We start from the raw sequence: 22386 nt of genomic DNA on the forward strand, positions 1-22386 counted from the left end.
GGGTTTACCCGTCCACAAAATTTGACACAGCCCAAAACACGCCATACCGGGAAAAGCCGTAACGGTCAGCCCCTCCTCATTGCGGAAGTACTGCAGGTTCAGGCCGCTAAGCTGCGCTTCCAAGCGCTGTTGAGTAAGTGGTTCCAGTGGGCCAGCGACGGGGCTGGTGGCGGTATCAGTCATAAAACGACGTTCCTTTCGTTCAGGCTTACTGCACTGGCAGGGCGGTTGGGATGTAGTCGGCGCCGGTGAGTCTGCCCTCGCAAAAGCTCAAGACCCAGGTTGAGCCCTTCTTCGCCAGAATGTCAGTGTCAATGGGCAGTGTGCCTTGGGATGACAGCCACGCAATCATCTGCGGGATTGTTTCACCTTGGCTGCAAATCACGCTCACGCCACCTTGTGCAACTACATCCATGAACGCCTGTTGGGCGTCCACCATGTTCTCCAACCAGGCGTCGTCGCCAAAGCGACGGTCCACGGCCACGTCCAGTTTCAGCTCGTCTGCAAGCGGAGCCACTGTTGCTTGGCAACGATCAGGCGCAGCCGTAAAGATCCGCTGCGGGTGGAAGGGTGCCAACACAGGCACCAGCATTTCCGATTGGCGGCGGCCTTTCTTGTCCAGCGGGCGTAGGTTGTCATCACCCGTCCACTTCTTCCGGTCATGTGCCCGGGCGTGGCGGACGTACAAGATACGCGAAGTCGTCGGCGTGTTAAACCGCTTCTGTGCTTTAGCCAGTACTTGGCGGTCCAGCTCGTAGCTCATGAGCGCCTTGGCTTGATCAACTGGCAGCCAACGGATCTCATCAACCTCATCGTTGGGTACGAACTCACCACCGGTGACCTCACCGGTCCAGTAGTAGACCACCTTGGTGGTGTTTTTCACCGGGTAGACGGTCTTGCCAATGAGCTTGCCAAGCCGCACGTCATAGCCAGTTTCCTCTTTGATTTCGCGTACTGCGGTGGTGATGAGGGACTCGCCGGGGTCAAGCTTGCCCTTGGCCAAAGACCAATCGTCATAATGCGGACGGTGGATGCACGCCACCTCCAACGAGTCGGGGCTATCAGCATCCCCGCGCCACATCACGGCACCAGCAGCCAGGGTGGTGCGGGCAAACTCCTTGTGCGGTTTGAGCGGGATTTCTTGATGACGGCCAGTGATAAACATCTCCCCAGCGTGATCTTTGTCCTGCTCGTGCAAGTTGGTGGGGCGAGAAGTGTTTCCAGACATAGGTTCCATTGTTGCGCACTCGCCGCAAGGCTGCACTGTGCCCCCGCAGGCTCCCACAGTGTCGCACCCCCCACCCGCACAAATGTTAGCGTTAGTAACGCATTTTTATCGAACACAGTTGTAGGAGGTTGGTTGCTGATGGTCAACGTTGCTGTCATGGGTGCCGGTTCCTGGGGCACGACGCTGGCCAAGGTGTTTGCAGACGGCGGAAACTCGGTGTCGCTGTGGGCTCGCCGCACGGAGCTGGCGCAGACCATTAGCCAGACCCACGAAAACCCTGACTACCTGCCCGGAATTCGCCTACCTGAGGCAATCTCGGCGGTTGATGATGCCCCTGCGGCACTGTCGAGCGCAGACATTGTCGTCTTCGCGGTGCCCAGCCAGACCATGCGACAAAACCTCACTGAGTGGGCTCCGCACCTGCGTCCGGATTCCACGCTCGTGTCCATCTCTAAGGGTATTGAGGCAAAGACCCATATGCGCATGAGCGAAATCATTGCGGAGGTTACCGGCGCGCCCAATGAACGCATCGCGGTGCTATCTGGCCCGAACTTGGCGCGTGAGATTGCTCTGGAACAGCCCGCGGCCACGGTGATTGCGTGTGAAAACGAGAACCGCGCGAAGCTGGTGCAGGCGGCGTGTGCCACCAATTACCTGCGCCCGTACACCAATACGGATGTCATCGGCTGTGAGATTGGCGGCGCTACCAAAAACGTCATTGCCTTAGCCTGCGGCATGGCGGCGGGCCAAGGCTTGGGGGAGAACACCATCGCTACGTTGATCACCCGTGGTCTTGCAGAGATCACCCGCTTGGGCCTTTCGCTTGGTGCAGATCAGCGCACCTTCTCTGGCCTGGCGGGCCTTGGAGACCTTGTAGCTACCTGTTCCTCGCCGCTGAGCCGTAACCGTACGTTCGGCCACGCACTTGGCCAGGGTGCCACCATCGAAGAGGCGAAGGCTGCGACGAAGGGGCAGGTGGCGGAGGGCGTGGCGTCGTCACGCAGTATTTTTCAACTGGGTCAAGCGCAAGGGGTGGATCTGCCGATTACGCAGGCCGTACACGCAGTGTGCCACGGTGACCTCAAGGTTGCTGAGGTGATTGCGGCACTGATGGGTCGAAGCAAGAAATCGGAGTAGCGGCGGGTAGGCTCGACGCGTGGTTCGTATAGCTGTCATCTACGGTGGTCAGTCCACCGAGCACTCCATTTCCTGCATTTCTGCCGGCGCGATCATGGCGCACTTGCCCAAAGATCGTTTCGAGATTTTCCCGGTGGGCATTCGCCGCGACGGCACCTGGGTGGAGGGTAAATTCGACCCAGTTGGGGGAGCAACGCTTCCGGAAGTCAACGGATCAAGGCCAGTTTGCTTGTCTACGTCACCGTTAACCCCCGGCAAGTTCTTCAACCCAGAAACCGGCGAGACGGTCGCTGACGTGGATGTGGTTTTCCCGGTGTTGCACGGCAAGTTCGGTGAGGATGGCACCATCCAGGGACTATTTGAGCTCTCCGGCGTGCCCTATGTCGGCCCGGGCGTGATGGCATCTGCCTGCGGCATGGACAAGGAATACACCAAGAAACTTGTTGCCGCCGAAGGAATCGCGGTGGCACCCTCGGTCACGCTGCGCGCTGCGCACCAGCAGCTGGATGAGGCACAGCGTGCGCGCCTAGGGCTGCCAGTGTTTGTAAAACCGGCGAACGGTGGTTCCTCAATCGGCGTGTCCAAGGTGGAGCGCTGGGAAGATTTCGACGCAGCTGTCAACGAAGCCTTCAAGCAGGATAACAAGGTGCTGGTTGAGGGGGCTCTCGTGGGCGATGAGGTTGAGGTTGGCGTGCTGCAGCACCCGGATGGCCGCATCGAAGCTTCTGTTCCGGCCAAGCTCAACGGAACAGAAGACTCTGATGAGGGCTTCTATGGTTTTGAAACCAAATACTTAGATGACCACGTCACCGCCACCATTCCGGCGCCCTATGAAGATGCGGTAACCGCGCAGCTGCGCGATCTTGCCGTGGTGGCGTTCCAGGCGCTGGACTGCAAGTCCTTAGCGCGCGTTGACTTCTTCCTCACCCCTGATGGTCCGGTGCTCAATGAGATCAACACCATGCCCGGCTTTACGCCGATTTCCATGTACCCGCAAGTGTGGCAGGCAAGTGGTGTGGGCTACGCCGAGCTTCTAGAAACGCTGGTGGCTACTGCGCTTGCGGAGCAGCCGGAACCTCGCGGGCAATAAGGTCGGACAGGTTCGTGATGATCTCGTTGCTGCCGGTAATCGGCATGGATGCGGCGAGATCCGTCTCACGGCCCAACGCGTAGAAGACATCCGCACCGTCAACGACATCTTGGAACCACGGCACCTCATTGACTTGGGTTAAGGAGGCACCGGGGGCGTAGTTTTCTGGTGGGGTGACACCGCAGCGCAGTACAACGGGCTCTGCGCCGGGTTTGGTCCAGGTCAGCGTTGAGGGGGTGGCCGGGGCGTCGATAAGCGAAAAGCCCTCGGCGATTTCCTTCGGTGCATGTTCGAGCAAGCCGTTGCACACATCGGTGTCAACCGTCTCAAGTGCGCTCAGCGGTGCCGGAGCTGGTGCGGTATCTGCCTGCGGCAGGGTGGATGCATCAATATCCGCAATCGGGGAACGGCGCACCTGCGCGGTATCAGCAGTCACCGCAACAACGGGGGAGCGATCCACCGTAAACCAGGTTGCCAGCGTGGTTGCCGGGTCATCCACGCGCAGCCACTTCGCGCCGTGAGCCTCCTCCGGCTGCGAGTACACGTTGTACTGCATCGGCATATCCACACCACAACGAAGGGTGACGCGCTGAGCAGACGAACGCTGCCAGGCTGTCGCACCAGCAGGCACCGGTTCAGCTAGATTTGCGCGCTTAAAGCCCGCAACTTTCTCCGGCAGGGTGTCCATAAACTGCGCGCACTCTGCGGATTCGGCCTGAGGGGATGGCAATTGCGGCAGCGTCACCGGCTGCTGCGCGGCTTGCGTAAACACCACGCGTGCGCCGATCAACACCGAAAGGACAAGCCCAATGGCGAGGGCAAGGATTGCGTATATGGCTTTCCGGTTAATCTGGTTGGCATTGTGCAGTGTCGAGCTCATGGCGGCTCAGTCTACTGAAAGGCCTAGTTACAACCGTGATTCACACCGGCTTCCCCACCCACGGACCCACGCTTGGAGACGTTGGAGAGCACGACGTTATCCAAGCAATTGTCAACGCAGCGCCATCAGCGCTCAACGGTGACGACGCGGCGGTACTGACCCCGTCAGTGCCCAATTCACGCGTTGTCGCGGCTACAGACATGCTGGTGGCGGGCAGACACTTCACGGAAACCTTCACCACGCCGTACGCCGTCGGCCAAAAAGCGGTGGTGCAAAACTTCGCCGACATCGAAGCGATGGGCGCAAACCCGATTGCCGCTCTGCTTGCAATCTCCGCGCCGCCGCAGACGCCGCTTGCTGTTGTTGAGGACCTTGCGCGCGGCATTGGGAACATAACCCAGCACTGGACGTCTGAGCTTGTTGGCGGTGATGTGACCTCCGGAAGCGAACTGGTCATCTCTGTTACTGCGATCGGCTCTATCGGCGGCAACTTAGATGCCCTGCGTTTGAACCGTGCGCGCCCGGGCCAGCGCGTCATCGCCCACGGCAAGATCGGCTACTCCGCGGCCGGGCTTGCACTGCTGCAATCCGGCAAAGACATCCCGGACGAATTTGACGTGCTCATCCAGGCTCACCAGGTACCCCAGCTCACCCCGGGCAGCGGTGTTGTGGCACGTGCAGCCGGCGCTACGGCAATGACAGACAATTCAGACGGGCTGATCAAGGATTTGACCACGCTTGCCCGCAACTCAGGGGTCTGTATCGACTTGACGTCTGTGGCGCTTGCCCCAGACGCAGTGCTGACTGCCGCCGGTGAATACCTTGGGGTAGACCCCTGGCTGTGGGTCTTAACCGGGGGAGAAGACCACACGCTGATTGGTACCTGCGATGGCTCTGCACCAGTGGGCTTTCGCAGCATCGGCACTGTAAGCAAGGGTACCGGGGTGCGTATGGACGCCCACGCGCCCACCTATACCGACGGGTGGGAGAGCTTTTAAATGTCACTGCCAATCCATGAGTCCTGGGCACCCACACTTGCAGACGTAGAAGACACAGTGCATGCCATTGGGGACTTCTTGCGTACTGAGCCTGCCTATCTTCCCAGCGGCAACAACATCTTGCGCGCGTTCAACCAACCCATGGACGACGTTCGCGTACTGATCCTTGGCCAGGACCCGTACCCAACACCTGGCCATCCCATGGGGCTTGCGTTTTCTACTCAACCAGGCGTTGCCGCGCCGCGCTCGCTGGTCAACATCTACAAAGAGCTCAACGCTGACCTGGGTATATCCCCGCGTCCAGACGGAGACCTTTCCTCCTGGGCCAACCAGGGCATCTTGTTGCTAAACAGGGTCCTGACAGTGCGCCCTGGCGAGCCGGGATCGCACCGCGGCAAAGGTTGGGAGGAAGTCACAGCGTGCGCAATCCGCGGGCTTGTTGCACGTGGCACACCGCTGGTGGCCATTTTGTGGGGCCGCGACGCGCAGACCGCCCAGAAGTTTTTGGGTGATACGCCGGTGATTGCGTCGCCACATCCGTCGCCACTAAGCGCGTCGCGTGGGTTCTTCGGCTCACGTCCGTTTTCGCGGGCAAATGAGGCACTTCGTGCCCAAGGGGCCCAACCTGTGGACTGGGCGTTGTAAACTACACCCTCATGGCAGTACCACCCCATTTTGACGGTGCGCGGCTTATGTCCTGGGCGCGGCGCGCAAGTGGTGAGCTCAACCGTCGGCGGGTGGAGATTAACCAGCTCAACGTGTTTCCCGTGCCGGATGCGGATACCGGCTCCAACATGGCGCACACGATGGCATCCGCTGTGCGCGAAGCAGAAACGCTTGGTGAGGATGCGAACGCACGGCAGGTAGCCGAGGCCCTGGCAATTGGCGCGGTGCGCGGTGCGCGCGGCAATTCGGGGGTGGTGCTTTCCCAAGTTATCCGCGGGCTTGCGCAGACGATTTCGGAGCAAACCCCCGGCGGCATCGTGATTGCGGATGCGCTGCGTGCCGCGGTGTCGTTTGTGGACCGTGCAATTGCCGACCCGGTTGAAGGCACCGTGATCACGGTGCTGCGAGCGGCGTCTGTCGCAGCAACGGAGGCTGTGGCGCAGGCCGCGAATCCGCAAGATCCCACGATTGCGGAGGTAGCCGCAGCAGCCACTGAGGCAGCTCGCGTAGCCTTAGCTAATACGCCGTCCCAGCTGGAGGTTCTGCGAGAGGCTGGTGTGGTGGACGCCGGCGGTACCGGCCTTGTGGTGCTGCTGGAGGCACTAGATGAAGAGTTGGGGGATGGGCTAGATGTCGGCGCATATAAGCAACAATCCCAACCAGCGGCAGAAGGTGTCCATCACGGGGCGGTGAGCAACCTGGAGGTCATGTTCCAGTTTGCGGGTGACGTGGACGCGCTTGAGGCAGCCATCGGGCCTATGGGGGATAGCTTGGTCACCGCGCGGCTAAGCGAAACTCAAGCCAAGGTGCATATCCACTCGTTGCGTGCAGGTGACGTTATTCAAAAAGCGTTTGCTTGCGGTGAGGTGACCGACCTTCGCCTTGAGGTGCTGCCCGCGGAGCCGACTACGGCGGCACCGGAGCGCATGATCTTGGCTGTGACGCCGCCCGGTTCCCTCACCCAGCTCTACCGTGAAGCCGGTGCGGTCACGGTAGCGCCAGGCAAGGACGTGGTTGCAGATATTTTAGGCGAGATTCGCCGGGGCGATGCCAACGAGGTACTGCTGTTGCCCAACGGTCTGTTGGGCGGGCGCGAGATGGCATCTGTGGAGAAAGCCGCGCGTGCCTTTGAACAGCAGGTGACCTTGCTGCCTACAGTGCGTCTGGTGTCCGGCATCGCTGCGCTCAGCGTGCACGACCCGAACCAACCGCTTGCTACGGCCGCCTTTGCCATGTCAGAGGCAGCTGGTGAGATGCGCACTGCGGTAGCACACCGGGCGCCAAGGGCGGGGTTGTTGCAAGGTGGCGCCGTGGCAAAGGGGGACGTGGTGGTTACCGCGCACGGTGAGACCGTGTTTATTGCAGACAACCCAACGGAAGCCATTGCGGGCGTGTGCTCGCGCTTTTTGGAACACGGCGGTGAGCAGGTCACCGTGTTCTATGAGCCAGGCACGTTGGATGAGGAGGCGCTTGCGTCGATAGAGAAGAAGCTGGCGGTGAGCGTGTTTGCGTACCCGGCTGACGGCTTGGGCGTCGTTGCAGAAATTGGTGTGGAGTAGCCGCAATGCTTGGCTTCGATGACACGCGTCCGCTGAACCTGATCATCCCGTTGAAGCAGGCCCGTGCGATCTCGAAGCATTTGGGAATTGACACCTGCGGGGAGCTTTTACGCCACTATCCGCGCAGGTACGTCCACTATGGCTCTGGGGAGAGTCTGTTTGGGATGAGGTCGGGGGATACGGTGACGCTGATTGGTGAGGTGGTCAACACTCGCGTTTATCCCAACCGCAAGCAGCCGAATCGCAAAATCTTCAAGGTGGAGATTCATGATGGTGACCAGATGTTTGATGCCACCTTCTTCGGCTCAGAATACGCAATGCGGGTGCTTAGACCCGGCACGCGAGCGATGTTTACGGGCAAGTACTCGCTGTTTCATGAGCGTCCTCAGCTGCAGCATCCGGACTTTGTGCTTTTAGACGGCCCGACGCAGGCAACCGGCTCTCTTCGCCAGCTTTCCTACTTCGGTGATTTGGATGAGATTTTAGGCGGCCGCAAGTGGCTGCCGTTGTACCCGGCGACCAAGAACGTGAGCACGTGGACGATCATGGGGGCTGTCCACATGGTGCTGAAAAACCTGCCGAAGATTGAAGAACCGTTAGGCTTTACCCCAATTGGGTACCTGCCGTTAAACGCTGCGATACGCCAGATCCATGATCCGGGGATTAAGGGACCGAAGGCGGCGATTGAGCGGTTGAAGTATGACGAGGCGCTTTCAGTAGCCCTTGCCATGGGGGTGCGCCGCGCGGATACAGAAAACCGCAACGCGAAGCCGCTGCGCCCAATTGCTGAAGGCCACCAGGTGACGCTGTTGGAACGCTTGCCGTACTCGCTGACGGACGGCCAGGACCTGGTGCTGCGTGATATTAGTGCGGATATGGCGCGCTCAATACCCATGAGCCGCTTGCTGCAGGGCGAGGTTGGCTCGGGAAAGACCATCGTTTCCTTGCTGGCCATGCTGCAGGCAGTCGACGGCGGGGCACAGGCGGCGCTCTTGGCGCCAACAGAGGTTTTGGTGATGCAGCATGCCCGTTCGCTGACCAGCACGTTGATGAACGCCGGGGTGCCGGCCACGGTGGTGGCGCTGACTGGGTCGATGTCTGCCGCGGCAAAACAAGATGCGCTGCTGAAGATTGTCACCGGTGAGGCCGACATTGTGGTGGGCACCCATGCGCTGATTCAAGATGGCGTGGAGTTTTTCAACCTTGGCCTTGTTGTAGTGGATGAGCAGCACCGCTTCGGCGTGGAGCAGCGTGACAAGCTGCGTGCCAAGGCAGGAGAGTACACCCCGCACCTGCTGGTGATGACGGCAACGCCGATCCCGCGCACCATCGCCATTACCGTTTTTGGTGATCTGGCAGTGTCCACCCTTAAGGAGTTGCCAGGTGGGCGTAAACCCATCCAGTCCTCTGTCGTGCCGGAGTTCAAGCCCGTCTGGGTGGCGCGCGCTTGGGAGAAGATGCGCGAGGAAATCGCCATCGGCCACCAGGTGTACATCGTCTGCCCGCGTATCGACGGTGAAGGAGGCGTCACCGAAACCGCTGCCTGGCTTTCAGCCACAGAATTCCCGGGACTCAACGTTGGAGTACTCCATGGCAGGATGAACGGCGCGGAAAAAGACGAGGTGATGAGCGCGTTTGCTGCCGGCAAGATTGACGTGCTGGTCTCCACCACCGTCATTGAGGTTGGTGTGGACGTGCCGAATGCCACGGTGATGATGGTGCGCGAGTCCGAGCACTTCGGTATCTCCCAGCTACACCAGCTGCGTGGGCGTATTGGTCGTGGCGGCAATGCCTCCCTGTGTCTGTTCCACACCACAGCGGAAGAGGACAGCCCCGCCTTTAAGCGTGTGCGCCAGGTTGCAGCCAACATTGACGGTTTTGCTTTGGCAGAGCTTGACCTGCTGCTTCGCCGCGAGGGTGACGTCTTAGGCACTGAGCAGTCCGGTATCGCGCGCACATTGAAGCTGGTGAACCTGGTTGATGACTTCGCGGTGGTGCAGCGCGCGTATAACGACGCGGCGGGAATTGTTGCGAACAACATTGAGTTTGCTCGCGCCGCAACGGCACGCTTTGTTCCAGAGGACTTTGAATACTTGGATAAGAGCTAGGTTAGGGTAAATGCCATGTCAATGACCCGAATCATTTCCGGTGAAGCCCGCGGCCGCAAGATTAAAGTGCCGCCGGAAGGCACCCGTCCTACATCGGACCGTGCACGTGAAGGCCTGTTTTCCTCGCTGCAGGTGCGCTTCGGGTTCATCGGGGAGCGCGTGCTTGACTTGTTTGCCGGCTCCGGCGCACTCGGTCTGGAGGCGGCGTCGCGTGGTGCGGAGTCTGTGGTGTTGGTGGAGCAAGACGCCAAGGCCGTAGAGATAATCAAGCACAACGCTTCTGTGGTCGGGCACCCGAATGTGACCATTGAGCAGTCCAAGGTGTCTGACTACGTTGCGCGCGCCCCACGCAACTACTTCTCCATGGTGCTTGCGGATCCGCCGTATGACTTGGCAGATGAAGCAGTTGCGGAGATGGTTGAGGCTTTAAAGCCTTTGCTTATCGACGGTGCCGTGGTAGTCATCGAGCGCCACCGCGAAAGCCCCGAGACCGCGTGGCCCGCGGAATTTACCCCCACTGGCCAGAAGCTGAAGAAGCGTCTCTACGGCATTGCGCGTATGGACATGGCGGTCTACACCGACCCTGACGCACCTGAAGCCTCTGATGCACCTGAAGGAGAATCCTAGGATGACCACCGCGGTTTGCCCCGGCTCGTTCGACCCAATCACCAACGGCCATTTGGATATTGTCACCCGCGCCGCGCGCCACTTTGACAAGGTCATTGTCCTGGTCACCGGAAATCCAACCAAAAAATCGGGCCTTTTTACTATCGACGAGCGCGTCAACCTCATCCGCGAAGCCACCCAACACCTGCCCAATGTGGAGGTGGATAACTGGGGCGGTTTGCTGGTGGATTACACCACGGCTCACGGTGTTACGGCGTTGGTGAAGGGACTGCGCACGGCGCTTGATTATGAGTACGAGCTGCCTATGGCGCAGATGAACCGCAGGCTCACCGGCGTGGATACCTACTTTTTGCTCACGGATGAAAAATACGGCTACATTTCCTCTTCCCTGACTAAGGAAGTGGCCAAGTACGGTGGCGACATCACTGGTCTTGTTCCGGAACACGTACGTGAAGCGATGGTGCAGAAGCTGCGACCGGGTGACGCGCCGGGTGAAGCGCAGTGACGGCAGTTCTTGTCGGTATCTTTTTTGCCATCTTCGGCGGCGCCGCACTGCAACGAATCTCCGGTATGGGCTTGGGACTTATCGCAGCGCCAGCGCTGTCGGTGCTGCTGGGCCCGGTTTCTGGGGTGTTGATGGTCAACGTGTTGGCTACCATGAACGCCGTGGTCAACACGTATTCCATGCGAGAGCGTGTGGATTGGAAACGGTTTGCGCCAATTGCAAGTGCGCTTGTGCTGGGGGCTGTGCCGGGTGCCTTTTTGATCCGGGCGATCTCAACAGACCTGCTGCTGATCATTGTGGGCGTGTTGCTGCTGATTGCGCTGAGCACGGTGACACTGGGCAAACGCTATATCCCAAATATTGAGGGCACAGTGCCCTCAGTTATTGCCGGTGCCGTTGGCGGATTCATGAATACGCTTGCGGGTGTGGCCGGGCCCTCAATTACCGTGTACGCGCATGCGGCACGGTGGCCGAAGGAAATCTACGCGGCAACGCTGCAGCCGATCTTTTTAGTTGGCGGAGCAGTGTCCTTCGGCATCAAGGAAGCTACCGGTGCGGCCAACCTAGCCGAGGTTACCCCGCAAACGTGGGTGGTGGGCATTGTTGCGATGGTGCTGGGCATCATCGTTGGCACCCGCGTCGCGCCGCGCGTGCCGGTGCAAGTGGGCTACCGCATCGCGTTGGCGCTCGCTATCTTCGGTGGGTTCACCGCGCTTGTGCGCGGCCTGCTGGGCATGTTTTAGCGTGTAAGCGCTTAGAACAGGGTGGAGAGGAACGCCTTGGTGCGTTCCTCCGTCGGGTTATCCAGCACTTCTTCGGCAGTGCCCTGCTCAACGATGACGCCGTCGGCCATAAAGACAATGTTGTCTGCCACCTCGCGGGCAAACGCCAGCTCGTGGGTAACCACAAGCATCGTCATCCCATCATCTGCAAGCTGGCGCATGACACGTAGGACTTCGCCAACGAGTTCGGGGTCGAGGGCGGAGGTGGGTTCGTCGAAAAGCATGAGCTTCGGATCCATGGCAACCGCACGCGCGATAGCCACACGCTGCTGCTGGCCACCGGAGAGCTGGATGGGGTAGGCATCCGCCTTGGACTCCAAGCCGACCATTGTGAGCAGTTCCATCGCGCGGGTCTTTGCCTGCGAAGCGGGCACGCCTTTGACGTGAACCGGGGCTTCAATGATGTTGTCCAACACTGTGCGGTGGCCAAACAAGTTGAAATTCTGGAACACCATGCCGATCTCACGGCGCTGCTTAGCGGCGTCTTTCTCGCTCATCTCATGCAGCACGCCGTTGCGCTCACGGTAACCAATCAACTCACCATCTACGTACAGACGGCCAGCTGTGACCTTTTCCAGGTGGTTCACACAACGAAGCAGCGTTGACTTACCGGAGCCAGACGGGCCGATGATGCAGGTGACTGTACCCGGCATAACCTCCAGGTCAATGCCCTTGAGCACATCCAGGTTGCCGAAAGACTTCCAGACATCTACAGCCTGGACCATGGGAGTGTGTTTAACGGTCATGGTGTGTTAGCGACCTTTCTTCTCAGGAGCTTCGATGATCTGGACATTGTTCGGAATGGTGCCCTCAGCGTCAGCAAGGCTGGCCAGCTGACGCGCGGTGAGCTGGCGAGTCGCACCACGGTCAAAGTAGCGCTCCAGGTAGTGCTGGCCAACCATCAAAATCGAGGTGATGACCAGGTACCACGTTGCCGCAACCAAAAGCAGTGGCACCGGCTCAAACAGTGCTGCTGCAATGTCCATCGAGCGGCCGTAGAGCTCATAGGAGTAAGGCACCGCAACCACAAGGGAGGAGGTCTTCAGAAGTGAAATGAACTCGTTGCCAGTTGGCGGGATGATGATGCGCATTGCCTGAGGCAATACGGTGCGTCGCATTGTTTGGGACCAGCCCATGCCCAGCGCCTTAGAAGCCTCAATCTGGCCCTCGGGCACGGACGAGACACCTGAGCGGACAATCTCTGCCATGTACGCCGCCTCATTCAGACCAAGGCCGACTACAGCCAGCATGAACGCCGAAGACGTAAACGGATCAAGGGAAATCTGGGCGAAGCCAACATTGATGGAGTCATAGATCGCACCGATGAGCCCCCAGAACATCAACTGTACGTAGACCGGGGTGCCACGAAAGATCCAGAGAAATATCCACGCGATGGACTTAAACACCGGGTTCGGACTCATACGCATCACAGCCAGCAACACGCCGCCGATCACGCCGATCAGCATGGCCAGCACCGTAATTGCGATGGTGTGCAGCGCCGCCGTGGCAATGCGGGTATCCAACAGGTAGTCAAAGTACGTGGACCAGCCGTAGGCCTCGTTGCGTGCCGCGCCGATGACAAACCAAACCGCTAACGCCAAAAGGACCGCGGCCAACACCCAACGACCCGGGTGGCGAAGCGGCTTTGCTTCAATGCGCTGTGGACGCTGCTTAGTAGCTGGTTCAAGTGATCCGCCGCCGGTGGGCTGTGTTTCCTGTTTACTCATAGTTAAAAATCCCAGTCTTTATCGCTGCTATTACGTCTAATGCTTAATCGGCTCTTCATTAATCAGCGCTTCTTCAAGGTGCCCTTTTTCCACACCCCACTGCGCAAGAATCCGGTCATAATCGCCGGTGTCAATGAGATGCTGCACAGCGGCTGCAAGCGCGGGTGCAAGCTCCGAGCCCTTTGGCACTGCAATGCCGTACGGGGCAGCATCAAACATCTCACCGGTGAGCACAAGTTTGCCCTCAGAACGCTGGACTGCCCACGCAGTGACGGGGGAGTCAGCGCTGACCGCATCCGCACGGCCGACAAGCGCTGCAAGTGAGGCGTTATCGGCGGTATCGAAAGACAGCACCGTGATCGGTTCCTCGCCAGCCTCTTCGCAAGCCTGGCTCTTCGGACGGACGTCATCCGTTTCAGAGACCGTGGTGCGCTGTACCGCGACCGTCAATCCACACGGGTGGCTCGGGTCAATATCCGTACCGGGCTGCGTTGCCCACTGAATACCGGCGTAGAGGAAGTTGACAAAGTCGAACGTCTTGCGGCGTTCCTCATTATCAGTAAACCCAGACATGCCTGCGTCAAGGCTTCCGGCTTGAACTGCTGGCAAGATGAGTGAGAAGTCCATCTCCTGCGGGTCAAACTCAAGCCCCATGATGCTGGCTAGTGCGCGTCCGAGGTCAAGCTCTAGGCCAATGAGTTGGCCTTCGGAATCTTTGAACTCAAAGGGTGCGAATGGGGGATTAGCGCCGATGGAAAACTTGCCGTCGGCGCTGACCTTGGAGGGCACCATCGCGGCGATTTCTGGGACGGTGTCGGGCTCAATGGCCTCCCAGCCCTCCGGGTTGCCGCCCTCATGGTTAGTCACGCAACCTGCAAGGCTCACTGCTGCTGCAAGAGCAACAGCGGCGGCTGAGGCGCGTTTGAAGTGTTGTGAAATCTGCATAAGTCTTTCGGGTTAAAAATTACGCTCTACTGCATAATAAACCCTTTACTCATGCATGCGGGAATCCTTCCGGCGCGCCCGGAAGGCGGATTAGAAGGTAAACGCCGGGATCTCTACGCCTGCGTGGCGAAGTCCACGCATCACCAACTCAGTTACCTGACCAATAACCAGCAAGCCGAGCAGAACCGGGATGATGACAGACGTTGCCTGGCTGGATCCGCGGGAGCTCTGCGCCCAATCGCCGGTGAACATGCCCGAAGACATCATGGACGAGCCCTGCAGCTCCTGCTTGAGTAGCTCCACAGGGTTCGCGGTATCCGGAACAGCGGAACCGACTGCCCAAGCCTGAACGAAGTCCTTACCTTCACCTTCGGGCATGTCCTTGGTCCAGTCCATAAACATATCCGAGCTGGAAACCTTCTTGAACGGGTTCTTATCTGGGTCGATGTACATCGGGTCGGTGTACGGATCCGGATTCAGCTTCTCCAAGCCAGGGGACGGAGCACCCAGGGTTGGGCGCAGCGGCACATTCTTCGAGTCATCACGAGTGGAGCCGGCCTTTTCTGCGGAGCTTTGGGCGTCCTGCTTATTCGTCTTATCCGAGCTTGAGGGGGTGTCGCCCTCAGCCGCCACTGCGCTTACAGCAGTGGAGCCGGTGAAGATGACAGCAGCAGCGAGCGAGGAGGCAAGAATTTTACGCATGACGGAGATAATAACGGGTTACGCAGACTACGACCAACGGTTTGGGGCTTCGCGGTTGCTAATTTTCCTGCGGGGACCTGAATGCTGGAACGGGCACTGAAATACAAGGCATCGACCATGGCTTGCAATGTGAGAAAAGGGTAAGAATATCTGCATGACGTTTGGTGAATTCGAAATGCCCACGCCTGTTGATTACCACCTTGAAAACGGCGAGGAAATACATGCCCAGTACCCAGATACTTTCGGCCTGCCGGCTCGCGCTGTACGCGAGAACCTCAAGGTTGGAGACATTGTCAAAATGATCTTCGTGCTGAATGATCCAGACCCCGGAGTGCCAGGGGCTGAGCGCATGTGGGTCACCGTCTCAGCACGACAAGGCGCTAACTATGTTGGCGAGCTGAACAATGAGCCCGCCCTGGTGCGGGGAGCTAAAGTTGGGGACTTCATTGAGTTTGGCCCGGAACACGTCATCGATATTTACGAAGACTGACGTAGCGTCGCGCTGGAACCGAATCAAAGGCTGAACCAACTGACGAAAAGAAGCCCCGAGACATAACCAAAAGCGTTGTCTCGGGACTTCACGTTGTGCCCCAGGTGAGACTCGAACTCACACTGGACGGGTTTTGAATCCGTTGCCTCTGCCAATTGGGCTACTGGGGCGACGTCAGGAGAGTATATAGCAGGGATACTCCCTGGCGTGAATCGCGTGGTCATTGCACCTGAAACATGCGACAAACCACGCGCTTACAGAACTACGCGATAAACAAGAACGCGAAGACTACAGAAGCGATGGTGCCGGCAATCATCGGCACCAAGGTGCGGCGTACTAGGTCGATCGGGTTCACGTTGAGCGCACCCGACACAATGATCACTGCGGCGTTGACAGGGGAGCCTTGGCGCATCAGGTTAGACGCCGACCAAATGGAGGTAAGCATCTGCGGTGCGTGGATAGAGGTCTCGGCTGCTAGGCCCGGCACCATCTCAGAGAACGCGAAGTACGGCGCCACACCAGAGCCGGTGAGCAACGCCATGAGCGCCGTAGCTACAACGAAAACGATCACCATGAGCGCTGCGGCACCGGAGGACTTCTGCGCGAGGTTGGTCAGGCCCTCAATCACGCCCATCTGCGTGATGCCCTCAACCAGAACGGCTGCGGCAACAATCAAGGCGACAACGCCTGCGGCAGCCTCACCAAGGCCAGAGAAAAATTCCTTGAGAGAATCCACTGCGTAGTTGATGTTCTTCAGGCGGATTGCCTCAATGATCATGGTCAGCATCAACGACACTACGGTCACTGGCAAAATGTCAGCCTCAAAGCCGATCAGGTCCATCCGGTTGAGGATTGCAGAGACGATGATCAACAGCAGCGGCAGAAGGGGCAGCACTGCGTAGAAACCAGGTAGGCCCTCGGCACGCTCCACAGCCTCGCGGACACGACGATCAGATTCAGATTCCGGCAGGTCGGCGGTGGTGGGGGTGGCGTCGGTGGCGTCGTCAAGCGGAGAAGCTCCTGCCTTGGCTGTAAGTTCTGCCTGCAGCTTGGCTGCGTCCTTGATGTCACAACGACGCTGCCACCACATGTGGGTAATCGCCACAACAATCAACGCGGGGATCGCGGACTTGGCCACGTTGTCAAACACAAACTCGGTGACGGTCATGCCGGTCAACTCCGCGCCCTGGATCAGGCCAGCCTCCAGGGGAGACGGCGCGATGGTTGAAGACGTCACGATGATCGCGCCCACCGTCAGCGGGGACAGGCCCGCAGCAATCAGCGCAGGCATCAGCGTTGCCACCAACAACAGCGACAGTGCAGCAGCCGAAGGTACAACCAACGACAGCAGTGTGCCCACAAGGAAGCCGATTGGCACCAGCCAGTAGGAGCCGTGGAACCTACGAAGTGGTTTGGACAGTGCAACCACCGTCTTCGCATCAGCGCCGATGTGGCGCATGTAGCCCACGAAACCGAACAGCACCATAATCGCCATGCCGGTGCCGGCAAAGCGGGACTTGAACAAAGACTCAATGATCAACAACTCGTCATAAAACGCGTTGCTGGACGGGTCGAACTTTGCACTGGAGTACTCAATGCGGCCAGCGGCTGCCGCGATCATGAGAAGCAACACGCCAACCGCGAAAATTGCGGACGCGGCATGCACTTTCTTAAAAATGAAATAGCCGACAGCTGCAATCGCAGCCACGGAAAGCAGGATGTAAAACATCTATAGTTTCCCTATTCTTAGTCTGGTAATGCGCTGTTAAACCTATATCTAAACCTATATCGGCATGCACCTGATCGCGGAACTCAAAGCGATGAAATCTATAGATGTGTGAAGGATCTCACTGCGTCTAATAATGCTTGGGGATAATACCCACGGCAACCATATGTAGCCCAGTTCGCACAAGGTCCACAGCCTGGTGGGAAGTCTGGTGCGTCGGCCGGAGGTATGCAGCGTAAGCGGGAAGTGAACCCGGAGACGCTGCAGAACATCTTCGCTCACGTTGTTGCTGCTGACCATCGCTTCAGGCTTCCTGCGCTATCACACACTGACCGGGTCGCTGTTGGGCGATGAATTCGCCGCAGTTCGAAACATGTAGGGGTACGAAAAATCCTTCAATGCAGATGGCTCGATCGAAACAGGCTTTGAGCTCAAGATGGTAATGCAGGAAGAGACGCTCAATGACTGGACGGCGATCCCCTTAGCGGTAGCGAGTGTGCTGGGGTTATACCTGACTGCGGTGATCCTTTCTCGCAGCGCTCGTTCATGGTGGGCTCGCCGCAACCGCAGTACCAGCAGCAGTACCAGCAGCGCCCACCACACGGGCCGTTGGGCCGCTAAGATCTCGTCTACACTGCAAAAACCTCGAGCCCACACGAGAGGCGGAACGCATGACTATAATCACTGAAGCCACATCAACCACCGATGGTCTGCAAGATGGTCAGGTTCAGCGCACCTGGATCGTCGCGGACCGCGGTGAACGCCCGGTTACGCGCGGCTGGTTCCATGTCGGTGCGGCCTTCGGTTTTGCCATTGCCGCGGCGGTTCTGATCACGTTTGCGTGGATGACCTTGCCGTGGTTGCCCGCACTTGGGGTGACGGTCTACGGCGCAGGCCTTCTCACGCTGTTTGGCGTTTCTGCCATGTATCACCGCTGGCCATGGCGCTCTGCACGCGCGGTGCAGTGGTGGCGCCGTGCTGATCACGCAACGATTGCCGTCTTCATCGCCGCTACGTATACGCCCTTGTGCCTCATCTTGTTTCCGCCGCGTACGGCCGGCATCATGTTGGCGGTGGCATGGGTGGGCGCGATTGCTGGCGCGATTTTGAACCTGGTGTGGATTGACCACCCGCGCTGGCTGGACGTGGTGGTCTACGTTGCGCTTGGCTGGATTATCGTGCCGCTGGCACCCGCGCTGTGGGCGATGGGTGGCATCATTCAGGCGGTGTTCATCCTGCTGCTTATTGGCGGCATTATCTACACCCTTGGCGCAGTGGTGTACGGCTTTAAGTGGCCGGGGCGTGAAGCGCGCATCTACGGCTACCACGAGCACTTTCATACCGCGACGATCGTGGCAGCCATTCTGCATTTGGTGGCTATCTGGATAGTGGTGGTCAACGCCGGGTAGCTTGGAGGCCGTGAGACGCCTTTTGCTTATCGACGGCCACTCGATGGCCTTCCGTGCCTTCTACGCCCTGCCCGTGGAGAATTTCTCCACGACTGGCGGCCAACACACCAACGCGGTCTACGGGTTCTTATCCATGATGGCCAACATCGTGGCGGAGGAGAAGCCAAGCCATATGGCGGTTGCGTTTGACGTGGGCCGCAAGACATTTCGCACGGAACGCTTTCCGGAGTATAAGGCGCAGCGTGAATCCGCGCCCCCAGAGTTCAAGGGCCAGGTGCCGATTATTGAAGAGGTGCTGGAAACCCTTGGCATTGTCACCTTGAGCAAGGAAAACTTCGAGGCCGACGATATTGTTGCCACCCTGGTGTCTGAGGCCCGAGCCGAGGGAGACTTCGAGATCGTTTTGGTCAGTGGTGACCGTGACTACATCCAGCTTGTAGACGACTCGACGACGCTGCTCTATCCCACCCGCGGCGTGTCCACCATGACGCGCTTTACCCCAGGCGAGGTAGAGAACAAATACGGGCTGACCCCTGCGCAGTACCCGGATTACGCGGCCTTGCGAGGGGACCCGAGCGATAATCTGCCGGGCATTCCTAAGGTGGGGGAGAAGACTGCGCTGAAGTGGATCACGCAGTACGAAACGCTTGACGGACTCATCGCGAATGCCGAGCAGATCGGCGGCGTTGTTGGTCGGAACTTCCGGGAGCGCATTGACCAAGTGCGTCTCAACCGCGAGCTGACCCAGATGGTCACGGACGTTGAGCTTCCCGTCGGTCCAGAGAATTTGGAGCTTAAGCCTGTCGACGTAGGCGATGTCGCCCAGAAATTCGATGACCTTGAATTCGGCGCAAACCTGCGCGAACGCGTACTTGCCGTCGTGGAAACCACGGGTGATGCTGCGGCAGATGCTGCTGATCAGGTGGTGGAGTTGGAAGAGGTGGTCGTCGATAAGGATGCTCTTGATGGCTGGCTTAAAGCCCGCGAAGGTGAGGGACTGGCGCTCTACCTGACTGGGACTGCGGTTCCGGCTGGTGGTGACTGCGGTGGGCTGGCCATTGTGGACAAGAATCGCCACGCCGTAACCCGCGAAACCAGTGAGCTGACCCCGGCTGAAGACGCGGCGCTGAAGGCGTGGATTGAGTCCGATTCCCCGAAGTACCTACACGAGGCGAAAGCGGCGTTCCACATGCTCAAGGGCCGCGGCATGACGCTGCGCGGTATCGCGCACGATACGGCGATTGCCGCCTACCTGCTGCGCCCAGGGCAGCGCACCTATGCACTGGAGGATGTCTACCAACGTCATCTGAAGAAGCAGCTCACGCTCGGCGGCGACCAGCTAAGTCTGCTCGGGGATACCTCGCTTACGGATGCTGCGGCGGCCATCATGGAGCTTGCCGCCGCATTGTCTGTACAGCTGACGGAGATCGATTCGTATGAGCTCTACACCGACCTAGAACTGCCACTGGTCACTGTGCTGGCAGAGATGGAGCATGCCGGCATCGCTGTCGACTTGGATGTGCTGGAGGGTCTGCGCAAGGACTACACCCACAAGGTGGCCCAGGTGGAAGAGGAGGCGCGTCAGCTTGTCAACGAGCCGACGCTGAACCTCTCCAGCCCCAAGCAGCTGTCCGTGGTGCTGTTTGAAAAGCTGCAGCTGCCGAAGACGAAGAAGACCAAGACCGGCTACTCCACGGCGGCTGGTGAGATTGAGGCGCTTGCGGAGAAAAACCCGCACCCGTTCTTGGATCATCTCTTGGCGCATCGCGAGTACCAGAAGATGAAGACCACCATTGAGGGTCTGATCAAGACGGTGCAGTCGGACGGCCGCATCCACACCACGTTCAACCAGACGGTGACTTCTACTGGTCGTTTGAGCTCCGCCGAGCCGAACCTGCAGAATATTCCGGTACGCACGGACGCAGGCCGCGTTATCCGCTCTGCGTTTGTGGTGGGGGAGGACTACGAGTGCCTGCTGACTGCGGACTACAGCCAGATTGAGATGCGCGTGATGGCGCACCTGAGCCAGGACGCTGGTTTGATTGAGGCATATAAGGCGGGCGAGGACCTGCACAACTTCGTGGGCTCGCGCGTGTTTGAGGTGCCGATTGATCAGGTCACGCCCGAGCTGCGCCGCCGAGTCAAGGCGATGAGCTACGGCCTGGTCTACGGGCTGTCCGCCTACGGCCTGTCCAACCAGTTGGGCATTCCGGCTGGTGAGGCGAAGCAGATTATGGAGAGCTACTTCGTCCGCTTCGGTGGCGTGAAGCGCTACCTGGATGAGGTGGTGGAGCAGGCGCGCCGCGACGGCTATACGTCCACCATTTTCGGCCGTCGCCGATACCTGCCTGAGCTGAACTCCGACAATCGCGTCGCGCGTGAAAATGCCGAGCGTGCTGCGCTGAACGCGCCTATCCAGGGCACGGCTGCTGACATTATTAAGGTGGCTATGCTGCGTGTGGACGCTGCGCTTGCCACTAAGCAATCCCGCGTTCTGCTTCAGGTCCATGACGAATTGGTTGTGGAGGTAGCGCCTGGAGAACTACAGGACGTACGCGAGATTGTGGAGCGTGAGATGGACGACGCAATCGAGCTACTTGTGCCGCTGGAGGTTTCCGCAGGCACGGGCAAGAATTGGGATGAAGCAGCGCATTAGCGTGCCTTTACGCGCACGTTCATTGCAAAGCTTGCCTTTACTTGTACTTTCATTGCAAAGCTTGTCTTTGCAATGGGAGCGGGTGGCTGGAATTTGGTTCCTTGGTGTCCAGCCACCCGCTCCAGACACGGCTTCCCCAGTTGCCGCGACCCCGCCCGTTATATGTTGAGTTGGTATTAAGTTATTCTTCTCCTCCCCCTAGAAGGTGCTTTCCCTTTGTGGAGGGTCAGCCGTGAATGAACTTAACAGAAGCTTAGGGTCGGGTGTCTATTAAATTCATGCGGGTGTGAATATGGGGGGTAGTTAGCTAGTCGAAAATGCTACGAAGATGGCGGTGCCTGGGAAGATAGCGCCGCGCTTGGGGGACCATTGGCCCCACGTGCGGTCCAGGTCTGCTGGCCACTCGGGCTCAACCACATCGGCAAGCCAGAAACCTGAGCGGCCAAGGGCGCGCACCCAATCGCCGAACGTGCGGTGATATTCCGCATACGTCAGTTCGCCAGCTTCGTTGTATTCGAGGTATTCGCGCTCAAAGTAGCTGATCTCAGCGGTCAATTCGTCTGGGTCGTCTGGAAATACCCAGCGCATCGGGTGGTTTACGGAAAATACGAAGCGGCCACCCGGCGTGAGAACTCGCGCAATCTCCTCGAATGCCTTGTTGATGTCGGCGACAAATGGCAGCGCACCAAACGCGGAGAAGGCTACGTCAAAGCTCTGGTTGCGGTAGGGAAGTGTAAGGATGTCGGCTTGGACAAGCGGCGCTGGGCCGTTACTAAGGGAGAGCATCCCAGCGGAAATGTCGAAACCCGTGACTAGGCGAGCATCCGAATGCTGTGTTAGCCAATTGGCGCATGGGGCGCTGCCGCAGCCGATTTCTAGGACGGTGGCGTCGGTGACATTCCCAAGCAAACGGGCCTCGTGTTCTGAGAGCATTTCGGGGCACCAATAAAAGCTGCTGAGGTACTCGGGGTGGGCCTCGTGATAGCGCTGGGCGTCACTATCCCAGTGGTGTCGGTTTGCTTGGGAGGAAGGGTGTGAAGGAGGGTGTGAAGGGATAGGCATAATCATTTGCTTTAGCTGGGTAAAGGCAGTACTGTTGGGCGGGCGTGTCGCAGCGTCGGGGCGAGTGGTGCCGTAAATAGGAGGGCCTG

General features: G+C 58.9%; 21 protein-coding genes and 1 tRNA gene. 12 read left to right on the top strand and 10 right to left on the bottom strand.

Features of this window, described 5'->3' with window-relative positions; genetic code table 11:
* The coding region (locus tag HMPREF3101_RS08660; protein WP_141737411.1) for a hypothetical protein at positions 1 to 183 on the bottom strand (183 nt) is incomplete at its 3' end.
* A 25-nt stretch (positions 184 to 208) separates the two neighbouring features.
* Positions 209 to 1228, bottom strand: coding sequence for an NUDIX hydrolase (locus HMPREF3101_RS08665; protein ID WP_070464448.1), 1020 nt, complete (start codon positions 1226 to 1228; stop codon positions 209 to 211).
* A gap of 138 nt (positions 1229 to 1366) precedes the next feature.
* Between HMPREF3101_RS08665 and HMPREF3101_RS08670 the strand changes: the two genes are divergently transcribed.
* Entirely contained in the window at positions 1367 to 2365 is a 999-nt protein-coding gene (locus tag HMPREF3101_RS08670) for an NAD(P)H-dependent glycerol-3-phosphate dehydrogenase (protein WP_070464449.1), read from the top strand.
* A 19-nt stretch (positions 2366 to 2384) separates the two neighbouring features.
* Complete coding sequence (locus tag HMPREF3101_RS08675; RefSeq protein ID WP_070464451.1) at positions 2385 to 3455, top strand: D-alanine--D-alanine ligase family protein; 1071 nt, start codon at positions 2385 to 2387, stop codon at positions 3453 to 3455.
* Here the strand turns inward: HMPREF3101_RS08675 and HMPREF3101_RS08680 are convergent.
* Positions 3415 to 4335 carry a DUF3515 domain-containing protein gene (locus HMPREF3101_RS08680; protein WP_083280181.1) on the bottom strand — a complete coding sequence of 307 codons (921 nt, stop codon included), beginning with the start codon at positions 4333 to 4335 and terminating at the stop codon, positions 3415 to 3417. The genes HMPREF3101_RS08675 and HMPREF3101_RS08680 overlap by 41 nt on opposite strands.
* Before the next feature lie 35 nt (positions 4336 to 4370).
* On the opposite strand from HMPREF3101_RS08680, the gene HMPREF3101_RS08685 reads away from it, so the two are divergent.
* The 7 genes from HMPREF3101_RS08685 to HMPREF3101_RS08715 are packed head-to-tail and all read left to right on the top strand — an operon-like array spanning position 4371 to position 11541.
* Positions 4371 to 5333 (top strand): thiamine-phosphate kinase, encoded by a 963-nt coding sequence (locus HMPREF3101_RS08685; RefSeq protein ID WP_070464453.1) that lies wholly within the window; start codon positions 4371 to 4373, stop codon positions 5331 to 5333.
* Positions 5334 to 5978: a uracil-DNA glycosylase gene (locus tag HMPREF3101_RS08690; RefSeq protein ID WP_070464455.1), complete on the top strand. Its 645-nt coding sequence runs from the start codon at positions 5334 to 5336 to the stop codon at positions 5976 to 5978.
* Between the two features lie 11 nt (positions 5979 to 5989).
* Positions 5990 to 7558, top strand: a complete 1569-nt coding sequence (locus HMPREF3101_RS08695; protein ID WP_070464457.1) for a DAK2 domain-containing protein — start codon at positions 5990 to 5992, stop codon at positions 7556 to 7558.
* Positions 7559 to 7563: 5 nt separating this feature from the next.
* The gene (locus HMPREF3101_RS08700; RefSeq protein WP_070464459.1) at positions 7564 to 9666 is read left to right on the top strand and encodes an ATP-dependent DNA helicase RecG; all 2103 of its coding nucleotides are present in this window, start codon (positions 7564 to 7566) and stop codon (positions 9664 to 9666) included.
* Positions 9667 to 9687: 21 nt separating this feature from the next.
* Entirely contained in the window at positions 9688 to 10293 is a 606-nt protein-coding gene (rsmD, locus tag HMPREF3101_RS08705; protein ID WP_070464461.1) for a 16S rRNA (guanine(966)-N(2))-methyltransferase RsmD, read from the top strand.
* 1 nt (position 10294) lies between these two features.
* On the top strand, positions 10295 to 10798 hold the full coding sequence (coaD, locus tag HMPREF3101_RS08710; protein ID WP_070464463.1) for a pantetheine-phosphate adenylyltransferase: 504 nt from the start codon (positions 10295 to 10297) through the stop codon (positions 10796 to 10798).
* Complete coding sequence (locus HMPREF3101_RS08715; RefSeq protein ID WP_070464465.1) at positions 10795 to 11541, top strand: sulfite exporter TauE/SafE family protein; 747 nt, start codon at positions 10795 to 10797, stop codon at positions 11539 to 11541. Before coaD ends, HMPREF3101_RS08715 begins: the two co-directional genes overlap by 4 nt.
* An 11-nt stretch (positions 11542 to 11552) precedes the next feature.
* On the opposite strand, the gene HMPREF3101_RS08720 is transcribed toward HMPREF3101_RS08715, so the two are convergent.
* From HMPREF3101_RS08720 to HMPREF3101_RS08735, 4 genes are all read right to left on the bottom strand, one after another.
* On the bottom strand, positions 11553 to 12326 hold the full coding sequence (locus HMPREF3101_RS08720; RefSeq protein WP_070464467.1) for an amino acid ABC transporter ATP-binding protein: 774 nt from the start codon (positions 12324 to 12326) through the stop codon (positions 11553 to 11555).
* A gap of 6 nt (positions 12327 to 12332) precedes the next feature.
* On the bottom strand, positions 12333 to 13307 hold the full coding sequence (locus tag HMPREF3101_RS08725; protein WP_070464469.1) for an amino acid ABC transporter permease: 975 nt from the start codon (positions 13305 to 13307) through the stop codon (positions 12333 to 12335).
* Positions 13308 to 13343: 36 nt separating this feature from the next.
* Entirely contained in the window at positions 13344 to 14252 is a 909-nt protein-coding gene (locus HMPREF3101_RS08730) for an ABC transporter substrate-binding protein (protein WP_070464471.1), read from the bottom strand.
* A 90-nt stretch (positions 14253 to 14342) separates the two neighbouring features.
* Complete coding sequence (locus HMPREF3101_RS08735; protein WP_070464472.1) at positions 14343 to 14954, bottom strand: hypothetical protein; 612 nt, start codon at positions 14952 to 14954, stop codon at positions 14343 to 14345.
* Between the two features lie 154 nt (positions 14955 to 15108).
* On the opposite strand from HMPREF3101_RS08735, the gene HMPREF3101_RS08740 reads away from it, so the two are divergent.
* Entirely contained in the window at positions 15109 to 15444 is a 336-nt protein-coding gene (locus HMPREF3101_RS08740) for a DUF2314 domain-containing protein (RefSeq protein WP_210386190.1), read from the top strand.
* 96 nt (positions 15445 to 15540) lie between these two features.
* Here HMPREF3101_RS08740 and HMPREF3101_RS08745 read toward each other — a convergent pair.
* Both HMPREF3101_RS08745 and dcuC read right to left on the bottom strand, forming a co-directional pair.
* Positions 15541 to 15614, bottom strand: a tRNA-Leu gene (locus HMPREF3101_RS08745).
* A 92-nt stretch (positions 15615 to 15706) separates the two neighbouring features.
* A complete protein-coding gene (gene dcuC, locus HMPREF3101_RS08750) occupies positions 15707 to 17173 on the bottom strand; it encodes a C4-dicarboxylate transporter DcuC (RefSeq protein WP_070464474.1) in 1467 nt (488 codons plus the stop codon).
* Positions 17174 to 17841: 668 nt separating this feature from the next.
* Between dcuC and HMPREF3101_RS08755 the strand changes: the two genes are divergently transcribed.
* Together HMPREF3101_RS08755 and polA are read left to right on the top strand one after the other, a co-directional pair.
* Positions 17842 to 18579, top strand: coding sequence for a PAQR family membrane homeostasis protein TrhA (locus tag HMPREF3101_RS08755; RefSeq protein WP_070464476.1), 738 nt, complete (start codon positions 17842 to 17844; stop codon positions 18577 to 18579).
* 10 nt (positions 18580 to 18589) lie between these two features.
* Positions 18590 to 21235: a DNA polymerase I gene (gene polA, locus HMPREF3101_RS08760; RefSeq protein ID WP_371327076.1), complete on the top strand. Its 2646-nt coding sequence runs from the start codon at positions 18590 to 18592 to the stop codon at positions 21233 to 21235.
* 303 nt (positions 21236 to 21538) lie between these two features.
* Here polA and HMPREF3101_RS08765 read toward each other — a convergent pair whose 3' ends face one another.
* The gene (locus HMPREF3101_RS08765; protein ID WP_070464478.1) at positions 21539 to 22297 is read right to left on the bottom strand and encodes a class I SAM-dependent DNA methyltransferase; all 759 of its coding nucleotides are present in this window, start codon (positions 22295 to 22297) and stop codon (positions 21539 to 21541) included.
* Between the last annotated feature and the right edge of the window lie 89 nt (positions 22298 to 22386).

The sequence above is a fragment of the Corynebacterium sp. HMSC29G08 genome, from assembly GCF_001806875.1.
Classification (GTDB): Bacteria; Actinomycetota; Actinomycetes; order Mycobacteriales; family Mycobacteriaceae; genus Corynebacterium.

Excerpts from the sequence above, each read along its gene's own strand:
- HMPREF3101_RS08665 (WP_070464448.1), bottom strand. The coding sequence starts at position 1,228 with ATGTCTGGAAACACTTCTCGCCCCACCAACTTGCACGAGCAGGACAAA.
- HMPREF3101_RS08670 (WP_070464449.1), top strand. The coding sequence starts at position 1,367 with ATGGTCAACGTTGCTGTCATGGGTGCCGGTTCCTGGGGCACGACGCTG.
- HMPREF3101_RS08680 (WP_083280181.1), bottom strand. The coding sequence starts at position 4,335 with ATGAGCTCGACACTGCACAATGCCAACCAGATTAACCGGAAAGCCATA.
- HMPREF3101_RS08690 (WP_070464455.1), top strand. The coding sequence starts at position 5,334 with ATGTCACTGCCAATCCATGAGTCCTGGGCACCCACACTTGCAGACGTA.
- HMPREF3101_RS08695 (WP_070464457.1), top strand. The coding sequence starts at position 5,990 with ATGGCAGTACCACCCCATTTTGACGGTGCGCGGCTTATGTCCTGGGCG.
- HMPREF3101_RS08700 (WP_070464459.1), top strand. The coding sequence starts at position 7,564 with ATGCTTGGCTTCGATGACACGCGTCCGCTGAACCTGATCATCCCGTTG.
- rsmD (WP_070464461.1), top strand. The coding sequence starts at position 9,688 with ATGACCCGAATCATTTCCGGTGAAGCCCGCGGCCGCAAGATTAAAGTG.
- coaD (WP_070464463.1), top strand. The coding sequence starts at position 10,295 with ATGACCACCGCGGTTTGCCCCGGCTCGTTCGACCCAATCACCAACGGC.
- HMPREF3101_RS08720 (WP_070464467.1), bottom strand. The coding sequence starts at position 12,326 with ATGACCGTTAAACACACTCCCATGGTCCAGGCTGTAGATGTCTGGAAG.
- HMPREF3101_RS08725 (WP_070464469.1), bottom strand. The coding sequence starts at position 13,307 with ATGAGTAAACAGGAAACACAGCCCACCGGCGGCGGATCACTTGAACCA.
- HMPREF3101_RS08730 (WP_070464471.1), bottom strand. The coding sequence starts at position 14,252 with ATGCAGATTTCACAACACTTCAAACGCGCCTCAGCCGCCGCTGTTGCT.
- HMPREF3101_RS08735 (WP_070464472.1), bottom strand. The coding sequence starts at position 14,954 with ATGCGTAAAATTCTTGCCTCCTCGCTCGCTGCTGCTGTCATCTTCACC.
- HMPREF3101_RS08740 (WP_210386190.1), top strand. The coding sequence starts at position 15,109 with ATGACGTTTGGTGAATTCGAAATGCCCACGCCTGTTGATTACCACCTT.
- dcuC (WP_070464474.1), bottom strand. The coding sequence starts at position 17,173 with ATGTTTTACATCCTGCTTTCCGTGGCTGCGATTGCAGCTGTCGGCTAT.
- HMPREF3101_RS08755 (WP_070464476.1), top strand. The coding sequence starts at position 17,842 with ATGACTATAATCACTGAAGCCACATCAACCACCGATGGTCTGCAAGAT.
- HMPREF3101_RS08765 (WP_070464478.1), bottom strand. The coding sequence starts at position 22,297 with ATGCCTATCCCTTCACACCCTCCTTCACACCCTTCCTCCCAAGCAAAC.